This is a genomic window from Micromonospora sp. NPDC002296 (assembly GCF_040296145.1).
Classification (GTDB): domain Bacteria; phylum Actinomycetota; class Actinomycetes; order Mycobacteriales; family Micromonosporaceae; genus Micromonospora.
This window is the reverse complement of the sequence record NZ_JBEOWQ010000006.1, coordinates 173,684-192,531: the sequence shown is the minus strand read 5'-3', so window position 1 is coordinate 192,531 and position 18,848 is coordinate 173,684. Positions and strand designations below refer to the sequence as shown.

At 73.7% G+C, this 18,848-nt stretch carries 15 protein-coding genes and 2 pseudogenes; 5 read left to right on the top strand and 12 right to left on the bottom strand.

From position 1 onward, the window contains the following. Positions 1–10: 10 nt before the first annotated feature. From ABT023_RS07900 to ABT023_RS07880, 5 genes and pseudogenes are all read right to left on the bottom strand, one after another. Positions 11–292: pseudogene (locus ABT023_RS07900) on the bottom strand (DUF2203 family protein); the annotation flags it as partial. Between the two features lie 86 nt (positions 293–378). After that, positions 379–1,197, bottom strand: a complete 819-nt coding sequence (gene proC, locus ABT023_RS07895) for a pyrroline-5-carboxylate reductase (protein WP_350882872.1) — start codon at positions 1,195–1,197, stop codon at positions 379–381. A 170-nt stretch (positions 1,198–1,367) separates the two neighbouring features. Next, complete coding sequence (locus ABT023_RS07890; protein WP_350882946.1) at positions 1,368–2,396, bottom strand: 6-phosphofructokinase; 1,029 nt, start codon at positions 2,394–2,396, stop codon at positions 1,368–1,370. 166 nt (positions 2,397–2,562) lie between these two features. Next, entirely contained in the window at positions 2,563–3,066 is a 504-nt protein-coding gene (locus ABT023_RS07885) for a pyridoxamine 5'-phosphate oxidase family protein (protein ID WP_350882870.1), read from the bottom strand. A gap of 78 nt (positions 3,067–3,144) precedes the next feature. Beyond that, the gene (locus ABT023_RS07880; RefSeq protein WP_350882944.1) at positions 3,145–3,642 is read right to left on the bottom strand and encodes a polyadenylate-specific 3'-exoribonuclease AS; all 498 of its coding nucleotides are present in this window, start codon (positions 3,640–3,642) and stop codon (positions 3,145–3,147) included. 237 nt (positions 3,643–3,879) lie between these two features. Between ABT023_RS07880 and ABT023_RS07875 the strand changes: the two genes are divergently transcribed. Next, on the top strand, positions 3,880–4,572 hold the full coding sequence (locus ABT023_RS07875) for a Crp/Fnr family transcriptional regulator (protein ID WP_161690328.1): 693 nt from the start codon (positions 3,880–3,882) through the stop codon (positions 4,570–4,572). 450 nt (positions 4,573–5,022) lie between these two features. Continuing rightward, positions 5,023–8,589, top strand: coding sequence for an ATP-binding protein (locus ABT023_RS07870; RefSeq protein WP_350882868.1), 3,567 nt, complete (start codon positions 5,023–5,025; stop codon positions 8,587–8,589). 194 nt (positions 8,590–8,783) lie between these two features. Here the strand turns inward: ABT023_RS07870 and ABT023_RS07865 are convergent. Then, positions 8,784–8,876 (bottom strand): annotated as a pseudogene (locus ABT023_RS07865) (1-acyl-sn-glycerol-3-phosphate acyltransferase); the annotation flags it as partial. A 181-nt stretch (positions 8,877–9,057) separates the two neighbouring features. On the opposite strand from ABT023_RS07865, the gene ABT023_RS07860 reads away from it, so the two are divergent. Together ABT023_RS07860 and ABT023_RS07855 are read left to right on the top strand one after the other, a co-directional pair. After that, the gene (locus ABT023_RS07860; RefSeq protein ID WP_350882866.1) at positions 9,058–9,885 is read left to right on the top strand and encodes a DUF308 domain-containing protein; all 828 of its coding nucleotides are present in this window, start codon (positions 9,058–9,060) and stop codon (positions 9,883–9,885) included. 203 nt (positions 9,886–10,088) lie between these two features. Next, positions 10,089–11,507: an alpha,alpha-trehalose-phosphate synthase (UDP-forming) gene (locus ABT023_RS07855; protein ID WP_350882864.1), complete on the top strand. Its 1,419-nt coding sequence runs from the start codon at positions 10,089–10,091 to the stop codon at positions 11,505–11,507. 23 nt (positions 11,508–11,530) lie between these two features. Here the strand turns inward: ABT023_RS07855 and ABT023_RS07850 are convergent, their stop codons facing one another. The 6 genes from ABT023_RS07850 to ABT023_RS07825 all read right to left on the bottom strand — a co-directional run bounded on the left by ABT023_RS07850 (position 11,531) and on the right by ABT023_RS07825 (position 16,793). Next, positions 11,531–12,325: an alpha/beta hydrolase gene (locus ABT023_RS07850; RefSeq protein ID WP_350882942.1), complete on the bottom strand. Its 795-nt coding sequence runs from the start codon at positions 12,323–12,325 to the stop codon at positions 11,531–11,533. 26 nt (positions 12,326–12,351) lie between these two features. Then, the gene (locus ABT023_RS07845) at positions 12,352–13,758 is read right to left on the bottom strand and encodes a flavin-containing monooxygenase (RefSeq protein WP_350882862.1); all 1,407 of its coding nucleotides are present in this window, start codon (positions 13,756–13,758) and stop codon (positions 12,352–12,354) included. A gap of 104 nt (positions 13,759–13,862) precedes the next feature. Continuing rightward, positions 13,863–14,567 (bottom strand): endonuclease/exonuclease/phosphatase family protein, encoded by a 705-nt coding sequence (locus ABT023_RS07840; RefSeq protein ID WP_350882860.1) that lies wholly within the window; start codon positions 14,565–14,567, stop codon positions 13,863–13,865. Positions 14,568–14,578: 11 nt separating this feature from the next. Then, positions 14,579–15,526 (bottom strand): ROK family glucokinase, encoded by a 948-nt coding sequence (locus ABT023_RS07835; protein ID WP_350882858.1) that lies wholly within the window; start codon positions 15,524–15,526, stop codon positions 14,579–14,581. 78 nt (positions 15,527–15,604) lie between these two features. Beyond that, a complete protein-coding gene (locus ABT023_RS07830; protein ID WP_350882856.1) occupies positions 15,605–16,294 on the bottom strand; it encodes a hypothetical protein in 690 nt (229 codons plus the stop codon). Positions 16,295–16,337: 43 nt separating this feature from the next. After that, positions 16,338–16,793, bottom strand: coding sequence for an SRPBCC family protein (locus tag ABT023_RS07825; protein WP_350882854.1), 456 nt, complete (start codon positions 16,791–16,793; stop codon positions 16,338–16,340). Between the two features lie 226 nt (positions 16,794–17,019). On the opposite strand from ABT023_RS07825, the gene ABT023_RS07820 reads away from it, so the two are divergent. After that, the gene (locus ABT023_RS07820) at positions 17,020–18,837 is read left to right on the top strand and encodes an AMP-dependent synthetase/ligase (RefSeq protein WP_350882852.1); all 1,818 of its coding nucleotides are present in this window, start codon (positions 17,020–17,022) and stop codon (positions 18,835–18,837) included. Positions 18,838–18,848: the final 11 nt, after the last annotated feature.

Here is an 18,848-nt window from a genome sequence, read left to right as displayed (position 1 = left end):
ACCACAGCACCGGGCGGCCGGCCCGCTCGCCGGGGAAGTCCAGCAGCACCGGGGCGATGCCCTTGACCTGGATGTCGTGCTCGTGCAGCTCGTCCACGATCCCGTGCAACCGGGCCTCCAGGCCCTTGACCTCGGCCAGGCCGCCGAGCGGGCTCAGCCCACCGTCGGCGAGGTCGGCCCGCAGCTCGGCCAGGTCGGCCCGGAGCCGGATCAGTTCGTCGACGCGTGGGAGCAGGGTGGCCGCCAGGTACCGCGCCTGGGCGAGTGTGAACACCGCGACAGTATGGGGCATTCCGGTGGACGACATGTCCCGCCGGCCCGTCCAGGAGCCGGCGACCGACGCTGCGGCGGGACGGTGACCGGTGCCGGACCGGGCCGCTACTCGGACTGGGCGGCCAGTTCGCGGGCCCGGTCCCGGGCCGCCTCCAGCGCGGCGAGCATGGCCGCGCGGACGCCGTGGTTCTCCAGCTCCCGGATGGCGGAGATCGTGGTGCCGGCGGGCGAGGTGACCGCCTCACGCAGCTTCACCGGGTGCTCGCCGGAGTCGCGCAGCATCACCGCCGAGCCGATCGCGGTCTGCACGATCAGCTCGTGGGCGACCTGTCGGGGCAGGCCGAGCAGGATTCCGGCGTCGATCATCGCCTCGACCAGCAGGTAGAAGTACGCCGGCCCGGAGCCGGACAGGGCGGTCACGGCGTCCTGCTGGGACTCGGGGACCCGGACGGTCGCGCCCAGCGGCTTGAACATCTCCTCGGCCAGGGCCAGGTGCTCGCCGGTGGCGTGCGCGCCGGCCGAGATCGCGCTCATCGCCTCGTCGACCAGGGCGGGGGTGTTGGTCATGACCCGGACCACCGGGGTCCCCGCGGGCAGCCGCCGGTTGAAGAAGGTGGTGGGCAGGCCGGCGCAGAGCGAGATGACCAGCTTGTCGGCCGGCACCTTCGGCCCGATCTCGTCGAGCAGGGCGGAGGCGTCCTGCGGCTTCACGGAGACGGCCAGCACCGCCGCCTCGTCCACCGCGGTCAGGTTGTCGACCACCCGGACGCCGTAGCGGGCGGTCAGCTCCTCGGCCCGGCTCGGCCGCCGGGCGGTGGCGAGCAGCCGTTCCACCGGCCACCCGGACCGCAGCAGACCGGAGAGCATCAGCTCGCCGATCTTGCCGGCCCCGATCACCGCCACGGTGTGTTTCCCCGCCGCCATGGCCGTACCCCCTCAGTCGCCCGCCTCGCGTCGCCCCAGGGTGTCGCCGCCCGCCCCGGAGGCCGCGGCCCGCGCGCCGGCCGCCGCGGACGCCCTGGACCGGCCGCGGCGGAAGCCCGGCGGCGCGTGCGGCGGCCCCACCAGGGGGTGCCGCACGCGCCGCGTGGGCGTCAGCTGCCGAAGAAGACCTCGGCCTCTTCGTACCGCTCCAGCGGCACGGTCTTCAGCTCGCGGGTGGCCTCGGCCAGCGGCACCCGGACGATGTCCGTGCTCTGCATCGCGACCATCTTGCCCCAGTCGCCCTCGTGCACCGCGTCGATGGCCTGGAGGCCGAGCCGGGTGGCGAGCACCCGGTCGAACGCGGTCGGGGTGCCACCGCGCTGGATGTGGCCCAGCACGACGGTCCGCGCCTCCTTGCCGGTCTTGGCCTCCAGCTGCTCGGCGAGCCACTGGCCGATGCCGCCGAGGCGGACGTGGCCGAACGAGTCGAGCTCCTGGTTGTGCAGCACCATCTGGCCGTCCAGCGGCTGGGCGCCCTCGGCGACCACGACGATCGGGGCGTACTGGTGCTGGAAGCGCTTCTCGACGTACCCGGCGACCTGCTCGACGTCGAACTGCCGCTCGGGCAGCAGGATGACGTTGGCGCCGCCGGCCAGGCCGGCGTGCAGGGCGATCCAGCCGGCGTGCCGGCCCATCACCTCGACGACCAGGGTGCGGTGGTGGCTCTCGGCGGTGGTGTGCAGCCGGTCGATCGCCTCCATGGCGATGTTGACGGCGGTGTCGAAGCCGAAGGTGTAGTCGGTGGCACCGAGGTCGTTGTCGATCGTCTTCGGCACGCCGACCACGTTGACGCCCAGCTCGTACAGCTTGGTCGCGACGCCGAGGGTGTCCTCGCCGCCGATCGCGATCAGCGCGTCCACGCCCTGGGCGGCAAGGTTGTCCTTGATCCGCTCGACGCCGTTCTCGATCTTGAACGGGTTGGTGCGGGACGAGCCGAGGATGGTGCCGCCGCGCGGCAGGATGCCCCGCACCTCGGCGATGCCCAGGGGCTTGGACAGGCCCTCCAGCGGGCCCTTCCAGCCGTCCTGGAAGCCCACGAACTCGTGACCGTAGTTGGCGACGCCCTTGCGGACCACCGCCCGGATTACCGCGTTGAGACCTGGGCAGTCGCCGCCGCCGGTGAGCACGCCGATACGCATGATCTGCTCATCCTCCTGGAGCATCAGGAAAAGCCCGATTTGCCCCAGGATATGTGTCAGATCAGACCATCGGCGCCATTGCCGGCCCGGGGCGGGCCGTCAGTGCGAACTGTAGCCGTCGTAGCTGCGCGTCGACCGCGCGCCCCGGGCAGCCCTCGCCCACCGCTCAGAAGATCACCTCCCGGTTCGCCCCCGCCCTCGGCTGCTTCCCGGTGACCGCCGACCTGGCGAAGCCGAGCAGGCTGACCACGGTGCCGCTCGGCGAGCCCCAGTACTCCGCGGAGCTGGCGTGCACCTTGATCAGCGTCAGCCCGGGGGTGCCCGGGCCGTCCGGGAACCAGGTCTTCAGCAACGGGTTCCACAGCTGCTCGGCGCGGGCCCGGTCGTACCCCTCCTGCGCGGTGCCGGACAGCGACACCCAGGCGTTGTTCCGCTGGTCGGAGAAGCCCACGTTGACCTCCGGGTTCACCCGGAGCTGGCGGACCTTCGCCGAGTCGGCGTGGGCGAAGAACCACAGGTCGCCGTCGAACTCCGCCGCCTGGAGCCCCATCGGCCGGCTGACCAACCGCCCGTCCAGGCCGATGGTGGTCAGCATGCAGATCCGTGCCTCCCGGACCAGCTCGGTGACCCGGCGCCGGGCATCGGCGGCACTAGTCGGCTCACTGCTCATGGCGATACCCCCTCGATCGACCGGATGTCGACGCGGTGCCCGGGACGGACCCGACCAAACCTGAAGGAGCCGACGAGGTCAGCGGGCGGTCATCGCGCGCCAGCGGGCGAGGTTGTGCCGGGCGTCGACCAGCGCGTCGTGCCGGGCGGCGTCGGCGTTCGGCAGCGGCGGGCGTCCCCGGTCGTCCCAGAGTTGCCGCAGGTCCTTGGTGAACCGGGGGATCTCCCGGGGCAGCGCCGGCATCGCACCCCAGAGCTGGGCCAGCACCACGTGGTCGTACGCGGCGTACCAGGCCCACAGCTCCAGTTGCTCGCCCGGCCGGTCCCGGACCGGCTCGACCAGGAACTCGTGGAGGTCGTCGCGGATCCGCTCCCGTGACCGCCAGGCCCGGTCGGCCGGCGAGGGGAGCTTGTCCAGCACGTTGCGGCGCACCCAGGGCACGGCCCGGGAGTCATCGAACTCGGTGGAGACGGCGTAGAACTCGCGCCCGTTCTCGTCGACGACGCCGATCGACACCAGGTCGACGGTGCGCCCGTCCTCGATGAACTCGCAGTCGTAGAAGTAGCGGTAGACCATCGTGCCCATCCTGGCCCACCCGCGTCACCCGCCGTCGGCCGGGGCCCGCCCCGCCGCCCTTCGTCGCAGCTCGGGAGTGTCACGGAAGTGTTTCCAGGGGTGTACAGCAAGCGACTGGACCGTCATGATCTGATGTGTACCGCTACCGGACGCCGAACCGGTTCAGAACCTCGTACCGGGGGCTGTCAGGTTCACCCGGCTGCGAGTTGTGGTCCTTGACCGGGGAGGGGTTGGGCCGTGGAGATGCGCCTGCCGGAGCCGGGTGACGCCCTCACCGGCGTCGACATGTTCGCCGGCCTCGAGCCGGAGGTGCGCCAGCGGGTGATCGCGGCGGCGGTGCCGCGAACGTATCGCAAGGGCCAGCTGCTCTTCGTCGAGAACGACCCGGGCGAGTCGCTGATCGTGCTGCGCCGGGGCGCGGTGGCAGTGTTCCGCACCGCGCCGACCGGCGAACGGGCCGTGCTGTCGGTGATCCGCCCCCCGGACGTGCTCGGCGAGGTCTCCCTGCTCGACGCGTCCACCCGCTCGGCGTCGGCCGAGGCGATCGAGGACTCCGCGGCGCTCGCGCTGTCCCGCCCCGCCTTCATGGAGCTGGTGCACTCCAACCCGCGCATCCTCGACGCGGTGATGCGCTCGCTCGGCGGACTCATCCGCCGGCTGACCGAGCAGAACGCCGACCACGTCTTCCTGGACCTGCCCGGTCGGGTCGCCAAGACGCTGGTCCGCCTGGCCGGCGAGAGCCAGGCCCCGATGATCACGATCGAGCTCAACCAGAGTCAGCTCGCGGAGATGGCCGGCGGCTCCCGGCAGAGCGTCAACCAGGCGATCGGCTCGTTCGCCAGCCGTGGCTGGCTGCGTACCGAGGGCCGGCGGATCGTGGTCACCGACGTGGGGGCGCTGCGCCGCCGGGCCGGCATGAACGACCGCTGAGCCACCCCGGCACGGCGGCCCCTGACGACGAAAAGGGCCGGCGGGCGAGGCCCACCGGCCCTTTTCACCGGTTATTGACGTGTCCCGTTATTCAGTTGCCCGGCTCGTCCGCAGGCGGTGCACCCGGGCCGGGGCCGATCTTTGTCGGATCGGTCGGCTTGGGCGTCGGCGGGGGCGTCGACGTGCTGTTCGTGGTGTTCTCGGGACCAGTGCCCTGGCCGTCCGGTGCTTCTACCATGCCTTGCTCCTCCAGTGAGGCGAGAGTGACGGCGTCGACCTCGACCGTGTCGCCCGGGGCCCACACGGTCCCGCGCGAATCCATCCACGGGGCGGACAGTCGTACGTGCACGGCACTCTCCTGACGGGGTATCTCCTGAGTGGAAGGTTAGTCTGGCCCGATCAGCCGCACAGTCCGTCCACATATCGGGTAGCCGACTCAGCGACGGGGGCGTGATACTAAGGTCACCTCGCGCTACGGAGCCGACCATCGACCTCAAGTGTGGACACTGCTCACGCGGAGCCGGTCCCGACGACCGCTTCTGCGGCGGGTGCGGGCAGGCATTGAGCCGAAGCTGCGCCCGCTGCGGGCACCCCAACGGCGCCGAGGCCAACTTCTGCACGAGCTGCGGCCAGCCGCTGCACGACCGGCCGCTGGCGGTGCAGGAGGACCGCCGCCAGGTCAGCGTCCTGTTCATCGACATCGTCGACTTCACGACGTACGCCGAGCGGGCCGACCCGGAGCAGGCCCGCAGCCTCCAGCAGGGCTACTTCGCCACCGTGCGCCGGCTGGTGCACCAGTACGGCGGGGTGGTCGAGAAGTACATCGGCGACGCGGTGATGGCGTTGTTCGGGGCGCCGGTGGCCACCGACAACGACGCGCTGCGCTGCGTACGCGCGGGGCTGGAACTGCAACGGAACCTGGCCCGCCAGCCCGCCGGCCCGCACCCGCCGCTCGGGTTCCGGGTCGGCATCGCCACCGGCGAGGCGCTGGTCGACCTCTCCGCCGCCCGCGACGGCGGGCAGGGCTTCGTCACCGGGGACGTGGTGAACACGGCCTCCCGGTTGCAGTCCCTCGCCCCCTCCGGCGGGGTGGTGGTGGACGAGAGCACCTGGGCGGCCACCCGGCACGACATGGAATACGCCGTCCAGCCCCCGGTGACACTGCGGGGCCGCTCCGCGATCAGCCGGATCTGGCTGGCCGTCCGCGCGCTGCCCCAGCGGGACCTGAGCACCGCCGAGCTGACGCCGATGGTCAACCGGGAGCACGAGCGCGGCCTGCTGGTCAACGCCCTGCACCGGACGATCACCGAACGCACCTCGCAGCTGGTCACCGTCTTCGGCCCGGCCGGGGTGGGCAAGAGCCGGCTGCTGCGCGAGCTGGCCCGGCACGCCGCCAGCCTGCCCGGGCCGCCGGTCACCTGGCTCGTCGGGCAGTGCCCGCCGTTCGGCGAGAACGTCACCTACGCCGCCCTCGCCGACATCGTCAAGGGGTGGGTCGGCGTGTCGGACATCGACGACCCGACGGCCCTCGACGACCTGCTGCGGCGCCGCCTGGGCGGGCTGGCCGACCGGCACGGCGTCCGGCTGGCCGGTCAGCTCGGCCCGCTGATCGGCCTGCCCGGCGAGCGGCTCACCCCGGGCGAGACCGAGGCGTCCTGGCGACGGTTCCTGCTCACCCTGGCCGCCGCCGGCCCGACGGTGCTGGTCTTCGAGGACATGCACTGGGCCGACCAGGCCATGCTCGCCTTCGTCGAGCAGCTCGGCGCGGCGGCACGCGGCGTGCCGCTGCTGGTGTTGGCCACCGCCCGGCCGGAGCTGCGGGAGCGCCACCCGGCCTGGACCGGGACGATCAGTGGGGCGATGTCGATCTCGGTGCCGCCGATGCACGACGCGGACATCGACGCCCTCTACTCGCTGCTGCTCGGGCAGGCCGCGCTGCCACCCGAGTCCCGGGGGCCGCTGATCGAGTTCGCCGACGGCAACCCGCTCTACGCCCAGGAGTACGCCCGGATGCTGCTCGACGGCGGGCTGCTCGACGCGACCCGGCCGGACGTCCGGCTCGACCCGGCCGGCTCCCCGGGGATGCCGCGCACCGTGCAGGCGGTCATCGCCAACCGGCTCGACCTGCTCGACCCGTCCGACCGGGCCGTGCTCCAGGCCGCCGCGGTGGTCGGCGTGCAGTTCTGGCCGGCGCCGGTGGCCACCGCGCTGAGCCGGCCGGTGGAGTGGGTCGAGCGGGCGCTGGACCGGCTGCAACGCCGCGACCTGGTGTACGAGCAGCCCACCTCGGCGATGCCCGGGCAGCCCGAGTACCGCTTCCGGCACATCCTGGTCCGGGACGTCTGCTACCAGCGGCTTCCCCGGGCCGAGCGGGTGCTGCGCCACCAGCGCACCGCCGACTGGCTGGAGCAGGTCACCGACGGCCGGCAGCACGACCTCGTCGAGGTGCTGGCCAACCACCGCTGGACGGCGCACGAGATCGCCCGCACAGTCGGCCTGGACACCGGCCCGTACGCCCCGGCGGCGCGGGCCGCCCTGCACCGCGCGGCCCGGCGGGCCAACGAGCTGCACGCGCTGGACACCGCCGCGACCCTGGTCGGTCGGGCGCTGGCCCTGGCCGGCGACCCCGACCCGACGCTGGAGCTGTTCGACGCCGAGCTGGCGTTCTACCGCGACGGCGACGCGTTCCTGGTGGCCGGGGGCGCGGGCAAGCTGACCGAGCTGGCCGACCGGCTGGCCGAGGCCGGCGAGTGGACGGGGGCGGCCCGGGCCTGGACGCTGCTCGCCACGGCGGCGTGGAGCCGCGCCGACCGGTCGGAGACGCTGCGCTGCCTGGACCGGGCGCTGGGCATCTACGTCGACCTGCCGGACACCGAGGAGAAGGCGGGCGCCCTGCTGGAACTGGCCCGGGTGCACATGCTCAACGCGGAGACCGACCCGGCCTGCGCGGCGGCCCGGACCGCCGCCGGGCTCGCCGAACGCCTGCAACTGCGCGAGGTGAGCGCGAACGCCCGGATCACCCTCGCCGTGGCCCGCTACCTGTCCGGCGTCGGCGAGGCGTACGCCGAACTGGCCGAGATCACCGAGCACTGCCGGGTGGAGCGGCTGACCAGCCGCCGCCGGGCGGTGCACAACCTGGCCTGGGTGTTGCAGGAGGAGGGCGACCTGGCCGGGTCGGCCCGGCTGGTGGACGAGCAACGCTCGCTGGACCTCGGCGGCGAGCACAGCCTGGCGACGAGCTTCGAGGACCAGTGGGCCCGGTCGTACTACGCCGGGGACTGGGGTTCGGCGGCAGCGCTGGTGGCCGAGTCGACCCGGCGGCCCACCGCCGAGTGGGACCTGCACATCGTCGCGGTCTCCGGCTGGCTGCGGGCGCTGCGCGACCACCCGGAACGGGCCGCCACCGGGCCGAACGGCGCCGGCGGGGTCGGGGCCGAGGAGGGCGGCGAGGGCGGCCAGGTGGAGCGGGCGGTGCTGGCCGCCCGACGCTCGGGCTTCCACCGGGTGCTCCGCTCGACGCTGGCCCACGCCGCGCTCTGCCGGGCGGTGCAGGGACGCGAGGTCGAGGCGCTACGGCTGCTCGCCGAACTGGACGACGACTGGCGGCGGACCCGGATGATCCCGTTCGCCGAGTGGGTTCCCGCGATCGGGCACGTCGCGGTGGTGCTCGGCGGGGACGCCGCCCGACGGGTCCGGGAGCTGCTGGCCCGCTCGCCGCGGACGACCCCGTGGGCCCTGGCCGCCGGCCAGGAGGCGGAGGCCGCGCTCGCCCGGGCGGCCGGGGACACCCTCGCCGCCGCCGGGCTGTTCCGGTCGGCGGCCGAACAGTACCGCCGGATGGGCGACGTCACCGACCACGCGCTCGCCCTCGCCCTCGCGCTGCCCACCCTGGGCGAGGTGGATTCGGCGGGCGCGGCCGAGGTGCTGGCCCAGGTGCGGGAGTTCGCCACCCGCAACCACGCGCCGGGCCTGCTCCGCCTCGCCGGTGCCGGTACTGGTGCTGGCCCGCAGACGTAGCCCTTCCGGCTGTCCACTCGGTCAACCCGTCAAGGATCTCGGGACGGGCCTTGAGGCAGGTGCGGGCGTGCTCCCGGCAGGCTTGAGGCAGGTGCGGTCGTGCTCGCGCGGCAGGGACGCACAGAACGCAACCGGCGAGGACGTTGCCGGCGATGCTTCGCCAGCCGGCCCTTGAGCCCCTTACCGGTGAACTACTCCGCTTTGGCGGCGAATGTGACTTTTCGCTTGACGACCAGCAGCGTGAAGATCGAATCGGAGAAGGACAGGTGGTTGCTCGCGAGGATGATGTACTTCATCAGCCACGGGGGTGCCGTCGGCGGGAGAAACCGTCGGCCATGAGCCGACGAACCAGGAGCGGCACGCCACAACGCACTCCCGGAACGGGGCCCCGACGTGTCACGATTCAGGGCACGGCGTGCGGAGCGCCGGGGCGACCGCACCGCGAGGTGCGCCGAGGGAGGATTTCCGGTGTCAGCGGGTGGGGCCCGCCGAGGGCGGCGGGACAACGGGCTCGACGCGAGCGAGTACGCCGTCGCCGGCGACGTGGATCCGCGCGTCGGCGAGCACCTGCTCGACGTGCTGGCCGCCGGCGGCATCGCGGCGTACCTTCAGCCGTCGGCCGACCTGAACCCCGTCACCCGCACCACCACCGTTCCGTCCCGGCCGGTCGACCGGCTCTACGTCGACCGGTCGCACCTGACCACGGCGCGTGACTACCTCACCCAGCTCGCCGACGAGACCCCCGCCGAGCCGGCCCGGAACGAGCCGGACGTGGACGCCGAGTGGGCCCGCATCGTGGCCGGCTTCCACACCGCCCCGGCCGCCGGGGCGCACCCCTGGCCCGCGGCGGAGGACGTCGACGACGAGCCCGGTGAGCCGGCGGCGGGCGGAGCCGGCCGGGTCGGGGCGGACGAGGGCGGGACCGCCACCGACGTGCGCCGGCTGCCCTGGGCCGCCGACATCTCCGGCGTCTCCGTGGGCCAGGGCCGGCAGGACGAGCCGTCGCTGCTGGACGGGCTGGACACCTTCGGCGCCGACCTGCCCGACGGCGCGGAGGAGCGCTACACCCCGCCGCCGCCCCCACCCCTGCCCCGGATCTCCAAGTACGCGGTGGCCGGCGTGCTCGCCATCATCGTCGGCTTCGTGCTCTTCCTGAAGCCGTCGCTGCTGCCGGTGGACAGGTCGGTGGTCACCCTGTTCGGGTTCACCGGGATACTGGCCGGCTTCGTGACGCTGATCTGGCGGCTGCGCCCCGGTGACTCCGACGACGACCCGGACAACGGCGCCCGGGTCTGAGGCGGCCGGGGGGGCACGCTCCGTCGCGTCCCGGGCCCGGACGCCGGGTGCCCGGATTGCGGGACGCCGCCGCCCACCGCGAGAGGCGTAACAGTGGTGTAACTTACTGTCAGTAGGAATACCGCTGTACGTCACTTCCCCCACTGACTGCCCGGTTGTTCCTCGCTCGCGGCGGTCGGTCTCTGCTGATCGGAATGCCCGAGATGCGACAGAGTTCACTCGTGGTGGTGGCAAACCGCCTCCCCATCGACGACAGTGTGGCGCCGGACGGCGCCTGCGAGTGGCGAAGCAGCCCCGGCGGGCTGGTGAGCGCCCTGCACCCCCTGCTCCGACACACCCCGGCCACCTGGGTCGGCTGGGCGGGCGGCACCGGGCCGGCACCGGCCCTGCCCGACGTCGACCGCGTCCGGATGCACACCGTGCCGCTGAGCTTCGAGGATCTTCGCGACCACTACGAGGGCTTCGCCAACTCGACCCTGTGGCCGCTGTACCACGACGCGGTCGAGCAGCCCGAGTACCACCGCCGCTGGTGGGAGGCGTACCAGCGGGTCAACCAGCGGTTCGCCGAGGCGACGGCCGAGGTGGCCGAGCGGGGCGCGGTGGTCTGGGTGCAGGACTACCACCTGCAACTGGTCCCCGGCCTGCTCCGCGAGCTGCGCCCCGACCTGCGGATCGGCTTCTTCCTGCACGTGCCGTTCCCGCCGCCGGAGCTGTTCATGCAGCTCCCCCGCCGGGCGGAACTGCTGCGCGGCATGCTCGGCGCCGACCTGATCGGCTTCCAGCGCGCCCAGGCCGCGCACAACTTCGCCCAGCTGGTGGCCAAGGTGCTGGAACTGCCGGCCACCGACCGGCGGATCAGCGTCGGCGACCGGGTGGTCCGGATCGGGGCGTTCCCCGTCTCGATCGACACCGCCGAGATGGCCGCCCTGGCGGGCCGCCCCGACGTGGCCGCCCGGGCCCGACGGCTGCGCCAGGACCTCGGCGACCCCGACCACGTCATCCTCAGCGTGGACCGGATGGACTACACCAAGGGCATCGAGCAGCGCCTCAAGGCGTACAGCGAGCTGCTGGCCAGCGGGCACGTCAAGGTGCGCGACACGGTGCTGGTGCAGGTGGCGGTGCCCAGCCGGGAGCGGGTGACGCAGTACCAGATCCTCCGCGACCGGGTCGAGCGCGAGGTGGGACGGATCAACGGCGAGTTCGGCCGGGTCGGCGAGCCCGCCATCCACTACCTCACCCAGCCGTTCGACCGGGCCGAACTGGCCGCGCTCTACCGGGTCGCCGACGTGATGGCGGTGACCCCGCTGCGGGACGGGATGAACCTGGTCGCGAAGGAGTACGTGGCGGCACGGGTGGACGACACCGGCGCCCTGCTGCTCAGCGAGTTCGCCGGCGCGGCGGCGGAGCTGCCGCAGGCGTACCTGGTCAACCCGCACGACCTGGAGGGGCTCAAGCAGGAGCTGCTGGCCGCGCTCCAGGCCGACCCGGCCGACGTGACCGCCCGGATGCGCGCGATGCGCGAGCACCTGCACCGCCACGACATCCACGCCTGGGCGCGCTCCTACCTCAGCGCCCTCGACGACGAGGGCTCGCTGCTGAACCACATCAGCACGACCGGCTGACCGGCCGGCCGCGCCGGCTCGGGTCAGGCCGGTGCGTGCTCCTTCTCCAGCCAGTCCAGGATGGCGTCGATCGGCTCCCGCCAGCGGGCGTCCAGCATGAGGTCGTGCCCCATCCCGGGGAAGAGCAGCGGCGCGCCGCCGTGCCGCCGGGCGGCCCGGGTCAGCGCGGCCGGCGGGACCACCCGGTCGTCCGGGCTGCCCAGCACCAGCACCGGCGGGTGGCCCACGGCGGGCTCCGGGTCGCGATGGGTCAGCAGCTGCCACTGCGCGCGCCGGCCGGCCCGACCGAGCCGGGAGGCGTACCGGCGGGCCTCGGCGTCGGGCAACTCGCGGCTGAACAGCTGCCGGCGGCTGAGCCGCAGCCCGCCGCCGACCAGGGCGGGCAGGGTGCCGCCGGGGTTGCGGCGCAGCGCGGTGCCCAGCGTCCCCCACTCGCCGAGCACCGGGGCGACCAGCACCGCCGCCCGGGCCGGGTAGCGGGCCAGGGCATGCCGGACCACCAGCGCCCCGGCGCCGTGCCCCACCAGCACCGCCTGGCGCGGCAGGCCCGCCGCCACCTGCGTCACGTCGTGGGTGTACGCCCGCAGCGTCGCCTCCGGCGCCGGCTCGCTGCCGCCGTGCCCGCGCAGGCTCAGCGCGTACGCCGGGAAGCCGCGCCCGGCGGCGTGCTCCAGCCAGTGCTCGGCGAACGCCCACGCGCCGTGCCCGAAGCCGGGCACGAACAGCAGCGGCGGGCGGCCCTGCTCCAGCTCGGGGAGCGCGCTGAGCACCTCGCGGCGGGCCGGGCGGACCGGGCGGGCCCACTCCCGGCCGCGCATGATCCGCACCCGCTCCCCGCCGCCGCTCACTTCTCCTCCAGGTCGTACATCGCGCGCTGCACGGCGCGCAGGTAGTCGGCGTGGCCGACCTCGAACCAGTGCCGGCTGCTCTCCTTGACCTTGCCGGAGTAGCGCTCGCCGACCCCGGCCGCGGCCCGCTTCGCGAACGCGGCGGCCCGGTCGGGCCGGGTGAGGCGCAGCGTGAGCAGCCGGGCGAAGAGCACGGTCTGCCAGTGCGACAGGGTGAAGATCCCCGAGTCGGCCTGGACCAGGCCGGCGACGGCGAGGGTCGGATGGCCGGGGGCGAAGGCGTTGAGCCACAGCCGGGGCCGGCCCGACCCGTCGGCGTCGCCGAGGATCCTCGGGTCGAGGAACTCGAAGCGGGGAAGGTAGCCGGTGGCGAAGACGACCAGCTCCGGCTCGATCCGGCGGCCGTCGGTCAGCTCCACCGCCTTGGCGTGGAACCGGGCCACGTCCGGCACCGGGGCGATCTCGCCGTGTCCGACGTAGTAGACGAGCTGGCTGTTGGCGATCGGGTGGGTCTCGTAGACCCGGTGGTCGGGCTTCGGCAGGCCGAACCGGGTCAGGTCGCCGACGGTGAGCCGCAGCGTCCAGTGGTAGAGCCACTGCCGGATCCGCAGCGGCACCCGCAGCGCCAGCAGACGGTCGTTCACCTGGTCGGCGGGGCGCCCGAGGACGTACTTCGGGGCGTACCAGTAGCCGCGGCGGGTGGAGTGCCAGCAGTGGGACGCCTGCTGGGCCGCCTCGACCGCGATGTCGCACCCGGTGTTGCCGGCCCCGACGACCAGCACCCGCTTGCCGCGCAACTGAGCCGGGTCCTTGTAGGACGAGGCGTGCATGATCTCGCCCCGGAACTCCTCCAGCCCCTCGTAGCGGGGCAGCTTCGGCGACCAGTTGTGGCCGTTGGCGACGACCACGGCGGCGTACCGGGAGGTGCGCTCCGGGCCGTACCCGCCGGTGCTGCGGGTGGTGACGTCCCAGCGGTCGCCGGCGACCGGCTCGACCCGGACCACCTCGGTGCCGAACCAGACGTGCTGGCGCAGGTCGAAGTGGTCGGCGTAACGCTCGAAGTAGGACAGCAACTGGCTGTGGTGCGGGTAGTCCGGCCAGTCGTCCGGCATCGGGAAGTCGGGGAACTGGGTGAACGGCGGCGACGAGATCAGGTGGGTGCTGGCGTACACGGGGCTGCGGTCGTGCCGCCAGTTCCACGCGCCGCCGACGCCGGTCTCCCGTTCGTAGCAGTCGACGCCGAAGCCGTGTTCGCGCAGGTTCTTCACCGCGGTCAGGCCGCTGGCCCCGGCCCCGATGACGCAGACCGTGTCGCCCCGGTCGGAGACCGGGCGGCCCTCCCGGGTCGGGGCGGGCGTCGCCGCTTCCGGCTCGGGACGGCCGGGGTCGGTGGAGGGGGACACCGGATTCTCCTTAGGTGCGGCACGAGTGCCGGTCGCTGCGAAATCCTTCCGGTAACCCAACCGGTTTGTCCAGCCCCTGTGGAGGGTCGGACGCCCCGGCGCGGTCAGCCGGTGGCCGGCAGCAGCAGGTCGACCAGGACGGGGAAGTGGTCGCTGGCGCGGCGGGTCTGGGGGGTGTCGACCACGTCGTAGTCGACCACGGTGATCCGGGGGTCGACGAAGACCGCGTCGATGCGCCGGCGCGGGTCGGCGCACGAGTAGGTGTGCCGGTCGGCCCGGTCGGCCGCGACCGCCGCGTCGGTCAGCCCCTCCCCCACCGTCGCCCAGGCCGGGCCGTCGGGGCCCTCGTTGAGGTCGGCGCCGGCCACCACGGGCAGGTCGGCGGCTGCCAGTTCCCGCTTGAACGCCGCCGCCTGGGCGGGCCGCTCGGCCGGGTCGGTGGACAGGTGCGAGCCGGCCAGCAGGAACCGTGCCCCGCCCACCCGGCACTCGGCGTACGCGGCGCCGCGCAGGTGCCGGCCCGGAGTCAGCGGGTAGCGCTGGCAGCGGGTGTCGAGCACCCGCACCCGCAGGCTGGTCAGCAGCAGGTTGCCCAGCGACGGCAGCCCGCCGGCGGCGACCACCAGCCCGAAGGACCCGGCCAGCGTGGCCGACTTCTGCCGCCACCGGAACCGCCGGGGGGCCTCCTGCACGATCACCACGTCCGGCGCGGCCTCGCGGACCACCGCGGCCAGCGCGGCGGTGTCGTCACGCTGGCTGTGGATGTTGTACGACACGACGCGCAGCGGCACGCCCGAGTTCTCGCTCATCCCGGCCCGCCTCAGACCCGACGGGCCAGGTCGGCGGCGCCGATCACGCCGGCGGTGTTGCCCAGCTCGGCGGGGCGCACCTCGGCGACCGGGAGCCGGCTGCGCTGGGCCAGCGCGTCGGTGAAGGACCGCCGGGTCGGGCCGAGCAGCAGATCGCCGGCCTCGACGACGCCACCGCCGACGACCAGCACCTGCGGGTCGAGGATCTGCGCCATGTCGGCGAGGCTGGTGCCGAGCCAACGCCCGACCTGGGCGAACGCCTCGGCGGACACGGGGTCGCCGCCCTGGGCGGCGGCCGTCACCATCGGGCCGGTGACGGCCTCGGCCTCGCCGCCGGCCAGTTCCAGCAGCGCGGTGGCCCGGTGCGGCTCCTGCCGGGCGGCGGCGCGGGCGAACCGGACGAGGGCGCTGCCGCTGGCGTACTGCTCGATGCAGCCGAGCCGGCCGCAGCCGCACTGGTGGCCGTCGGGGACGGTGAGCATGTGGCCCAGCTCGGCGGCGATGCCGTTGGCCCCGCGCACCAGTTCACCGCCGAGCACGATGCCGCCGCCGACGCCGGTGCCGATGGTGAACATGACCATCGAGTCGTCGGCGTGCCGGGCCGCGCCGTAGCGGAACTCGGCCCAGGCCGCGACGTTGCCGTCGTTCTCCACGATCACCGGCAGGCCGGTCGCGGCGCTGACGTACTCACGCAGCGGCTCGTCGCGCCAGGCCAGGTTCGGGGCGAAGAGGACATTTGATCGGCTGACGTCGATCCAGCCGGCCGCGCCGATGCCGACGGCGTAGATCTGCCGGCCGGCGGCGAGTTCGGTGACCACATCGATGATGACGTCGCGGGTCTTGGCCACGTTGTCGGCGGGGGTGTCCCGTCGGGCCTGCACGAGAACCTTGCCGGTGTCGTCCACGACACCGCCGGCCACCTTCGTGCCACCGACGTCGACTCCGATGGTCAGCGTCACCGCTGCCACTCCCCTCTGCTGTGCTGTCCGGCACCGTCACGGCGAAACCGCCGTGGGGTGGGTCGGGATGTGCGGTGGTCAGGCCTCGTCGCCTGGTGCGTCCTCGCCCGCGCCGCCGGGCGTCCGCGAGACGGGCCCCCCGGGGTGGCCGGCCGTCGGCCGGGAGTCCCCCGGCGCGTCCGACCCGGCGTCGTCGGCGGGCGGCACGTCGGCAACCGGAACGCCCCGACCCTCCCCCCGGGTCGCGGCGGACCACACGTCCTGCTCCGGCGCCGGCTGAGAATCATGCCCGGTACGGGTGGCCTCGCGCCACACATGATCGCCCGACTCCTGGCGCGCCCCGGCCCGGGGCGGGGGCGGCGCCGCGTCGCCCGGCTCCGCCGGGCGGTGGGCGGGGTCGTCGGCCGAGGCGAACGCGCGCAGCAGGCTGGCCACGCCGGCGGCCAGATCACCCGCTCCGGTGGCGAGCCGCTCGGCGAATTCCGGACTCGGGTCGCGTAACGCCGCGATACCCCGGCACACCGGGCAGATGCAGCATTCTGCCGCACCGGTGGCGAACCCGCCCCGGCCGGACTCGGCGGGCCCGCCGGCCGCCCGCCCGCCGGCACTGTGACCGAGGACACTCGACAGCATCCCACCGACCGGACCCCACGGGCCCGCCCCGGAACCGGACCCAGCGCGAGCCCCGGCCAGCCGGGCCGCCGCGAGCGCCGTGGCGACCAGCCGCTCCGCCTCTTCCCGGGCCGAACCCGGCTCGGTACCCCCCATGGTCGGCTCCTCTACCGTGCCGGGCGTGCCGCAGCAGGTCGCGTCAACGCGCCGCACCGGATTCTTCTACCCGAAGCTTGAGCTGCTTCAACGCCGTATCCATGATCATTTTTTCGGCCTTGCGCCGAAACATGCCCAGCATGCCCACGGAGAGCTCCACCTCCAGGGTGTAGGTCACCGTGGTCGTCCCGTCCGCGTTGCCGACCAGGTCGTACGACCCGTGTTGGGAGCGCTGCATCTTCGAGGGCGCCACCAGGTGCCACTCGATGCGGGTCAGGTCCTCGGAGTACTCGTAGGCGAGCACGTACTCGTCGGCCAGCACCCCGGCGTCGATGGTGAACCGGACCTGGCTGGCGTAGCCGTCCTCGTACTCCTCGACGACCTCGGCCCGGCGCATCGCCTCGGTCCACTCGGGGTAGCGCGCGAAGTCGCAGATCACCGCCGCGACCCGATCCGGTGACGCGCCGATGACGATCGACTGGGTGGAGGAGTCCGCCATGTGGGGGAGGCTACCCGGCGGCGGGCGGGAACGCCCCGGTCCACCCCCGCCACGCGGCGGCCCGTCGCCGACGGACCCGTCCGACGAGCGCCACGCTCGGGCCCGATTCGGGAGGCGGTGCGGGCAACCTCCTACCGCAGTCACCTGGGCGGGCGGGTAGGTTTCGACAGAGCCGACCCGTCCGGGCCCCCGCCCGCCCGGCCAGTGCGAGCACGAGGGAGTGCAGGTGCGCGAGTTCTCCGTTCCGCCGATCGTCACCGTCGGCGACTCGGCCAACCTGACCCAGCCGGTCTGGGACAACGCCGAGGCGGCCCCGGAGGCGGTGCAGTTCGTCCGCCCCGTCCCGTCGGCCGGCGAGGCGGGCGCGGGCCGGGAGGACGTGACGTGCCGGCAGTTCCGCGACGAGGTGGTCGCGGTGGCCCGCGGGCTGGTCGCGGCCGGCGTGTCCCCCGGCGACCGGGTCGCCCTGATGAGCCGCACCCGGTACGAGTGGACCCTGTTCGACTACGCGATCTGGGCGACCGGCGCGGTCACCGTGCCGATCTACGAGACCTCCAGCGCCGAGCAGGCCGCCTGGATCCTGGAGGACTCCGGCGCGGTCGCGGTCGTGGTCGAGAGCACCGCGCACGCCACCCTCGTCGCCGGCGTCCGGGACCGGCTCCCCGAGCTGGCGCAGGTCTGGCAGATCGAGCTGGGTGCGGTCGGCGAGCTAATCGCCGCCGGCGCCCCGGTCGACCCGTTGGAGATCGACCGACGCCGCACGGCGGTCCGGGCCGACGACGTGGCGACCATCATCTACACCAGCGGCACCACCGGCCGCCCCAAGGGCTGCGTGCTGACCCACCGCAACATGTACGCCGACATCGCCAACGCGGTGCCCGTACTGCCGAACCTGTTCCTGCGGCCGGGCGCGTCGACCCTGCTGTTCCTCCCGCTCGCGCACGCCTTCGCCCGGCTCATCCAGATCGGCATGGTGCAGGCTCGGGCCACCATGGCGCACTGCCCCGACACGACGGACCTCATCGGGGCGCTCCAGGAGTTCAAGCCGACCTTCGTGCTCTCGGTCCCCCGGGTCTTCGAGAAGGTCTACAACGGGGCCCGGCAGAAGGCCGAGGCCGACGGCAAGGGGAAGATCTTCGACCGGGCCGAGCAGGTCGCGGTCGCGTACAGCGAGGCCCTGGACAAGCCGGGCGGGCCGGGCCTGGCGCTGCGCGCGCAGCACGCGGTCTTCGACAAGCTGGTCTACCGCAAGTTGCGCGCCGCCCTGGGCGGCCGGTGCCGGGACGCGATCTCCGGCGGCGCGCCGCTCGGCGCCCGGCTCGGCCACTTCTTCCGGGGCATCGGAGTGACCATCTGCGAGGGGTACGGGCTCACCGAGACCTCCCCCGCCGCCGCCGCGAACCTGCCCGACGCCACCCGGATCGGCACCGTCGGCCGCCCGCTGCCCGGCGTGACCGTCCGGATCGACGACGACGGCGAGATCCTGATCTCCGGCGACCTGGTCTTCCGGGGGTACTGGCGCAACGAGGCGGCCACCGCCGAGGCGCTCAGCGCGGACGGCTGGTTCCGCACCGGCGACCTGGGGAAGCTCGACGACGACGGCTTCCTCAGCATCACCGGCCGGAAGAAGGAGATCATCGTGACCGCCGGCGGCAAGAACGTCGCCCCGGCGATGCTGGAGGACCAGGTCCGGGCGCACCCGCTGATCAGCCAGTGTGTCGTGGTCGGCGACCGCCAGCCGTTCATCTCCGCGCTGGTCACCATCGACGAGGAGGCGCTGCCGAAGTGGCTGGCCGCTCACGGCCGCCCGGAGACCACCCCGGTCGCCGACCTGCGCGAGGACGAGGCGCTGCGCGCCGAGGTGCAGGGCGCGGTCGACCAGACCAACCAGTCGGTCTCCAAGGCCGAGGGAATCAAGGTGTTCCGCATCCTGCCGCACGACTTCACCGAGGCCACCGGCGAGCTCACCCCGTCGCTGAAGGTCAAGCGGCAGACCGTGCACAAGACGTACGCGGCGGAAATCGCCGACATCTACCGGCGCTGACTACGATCCGT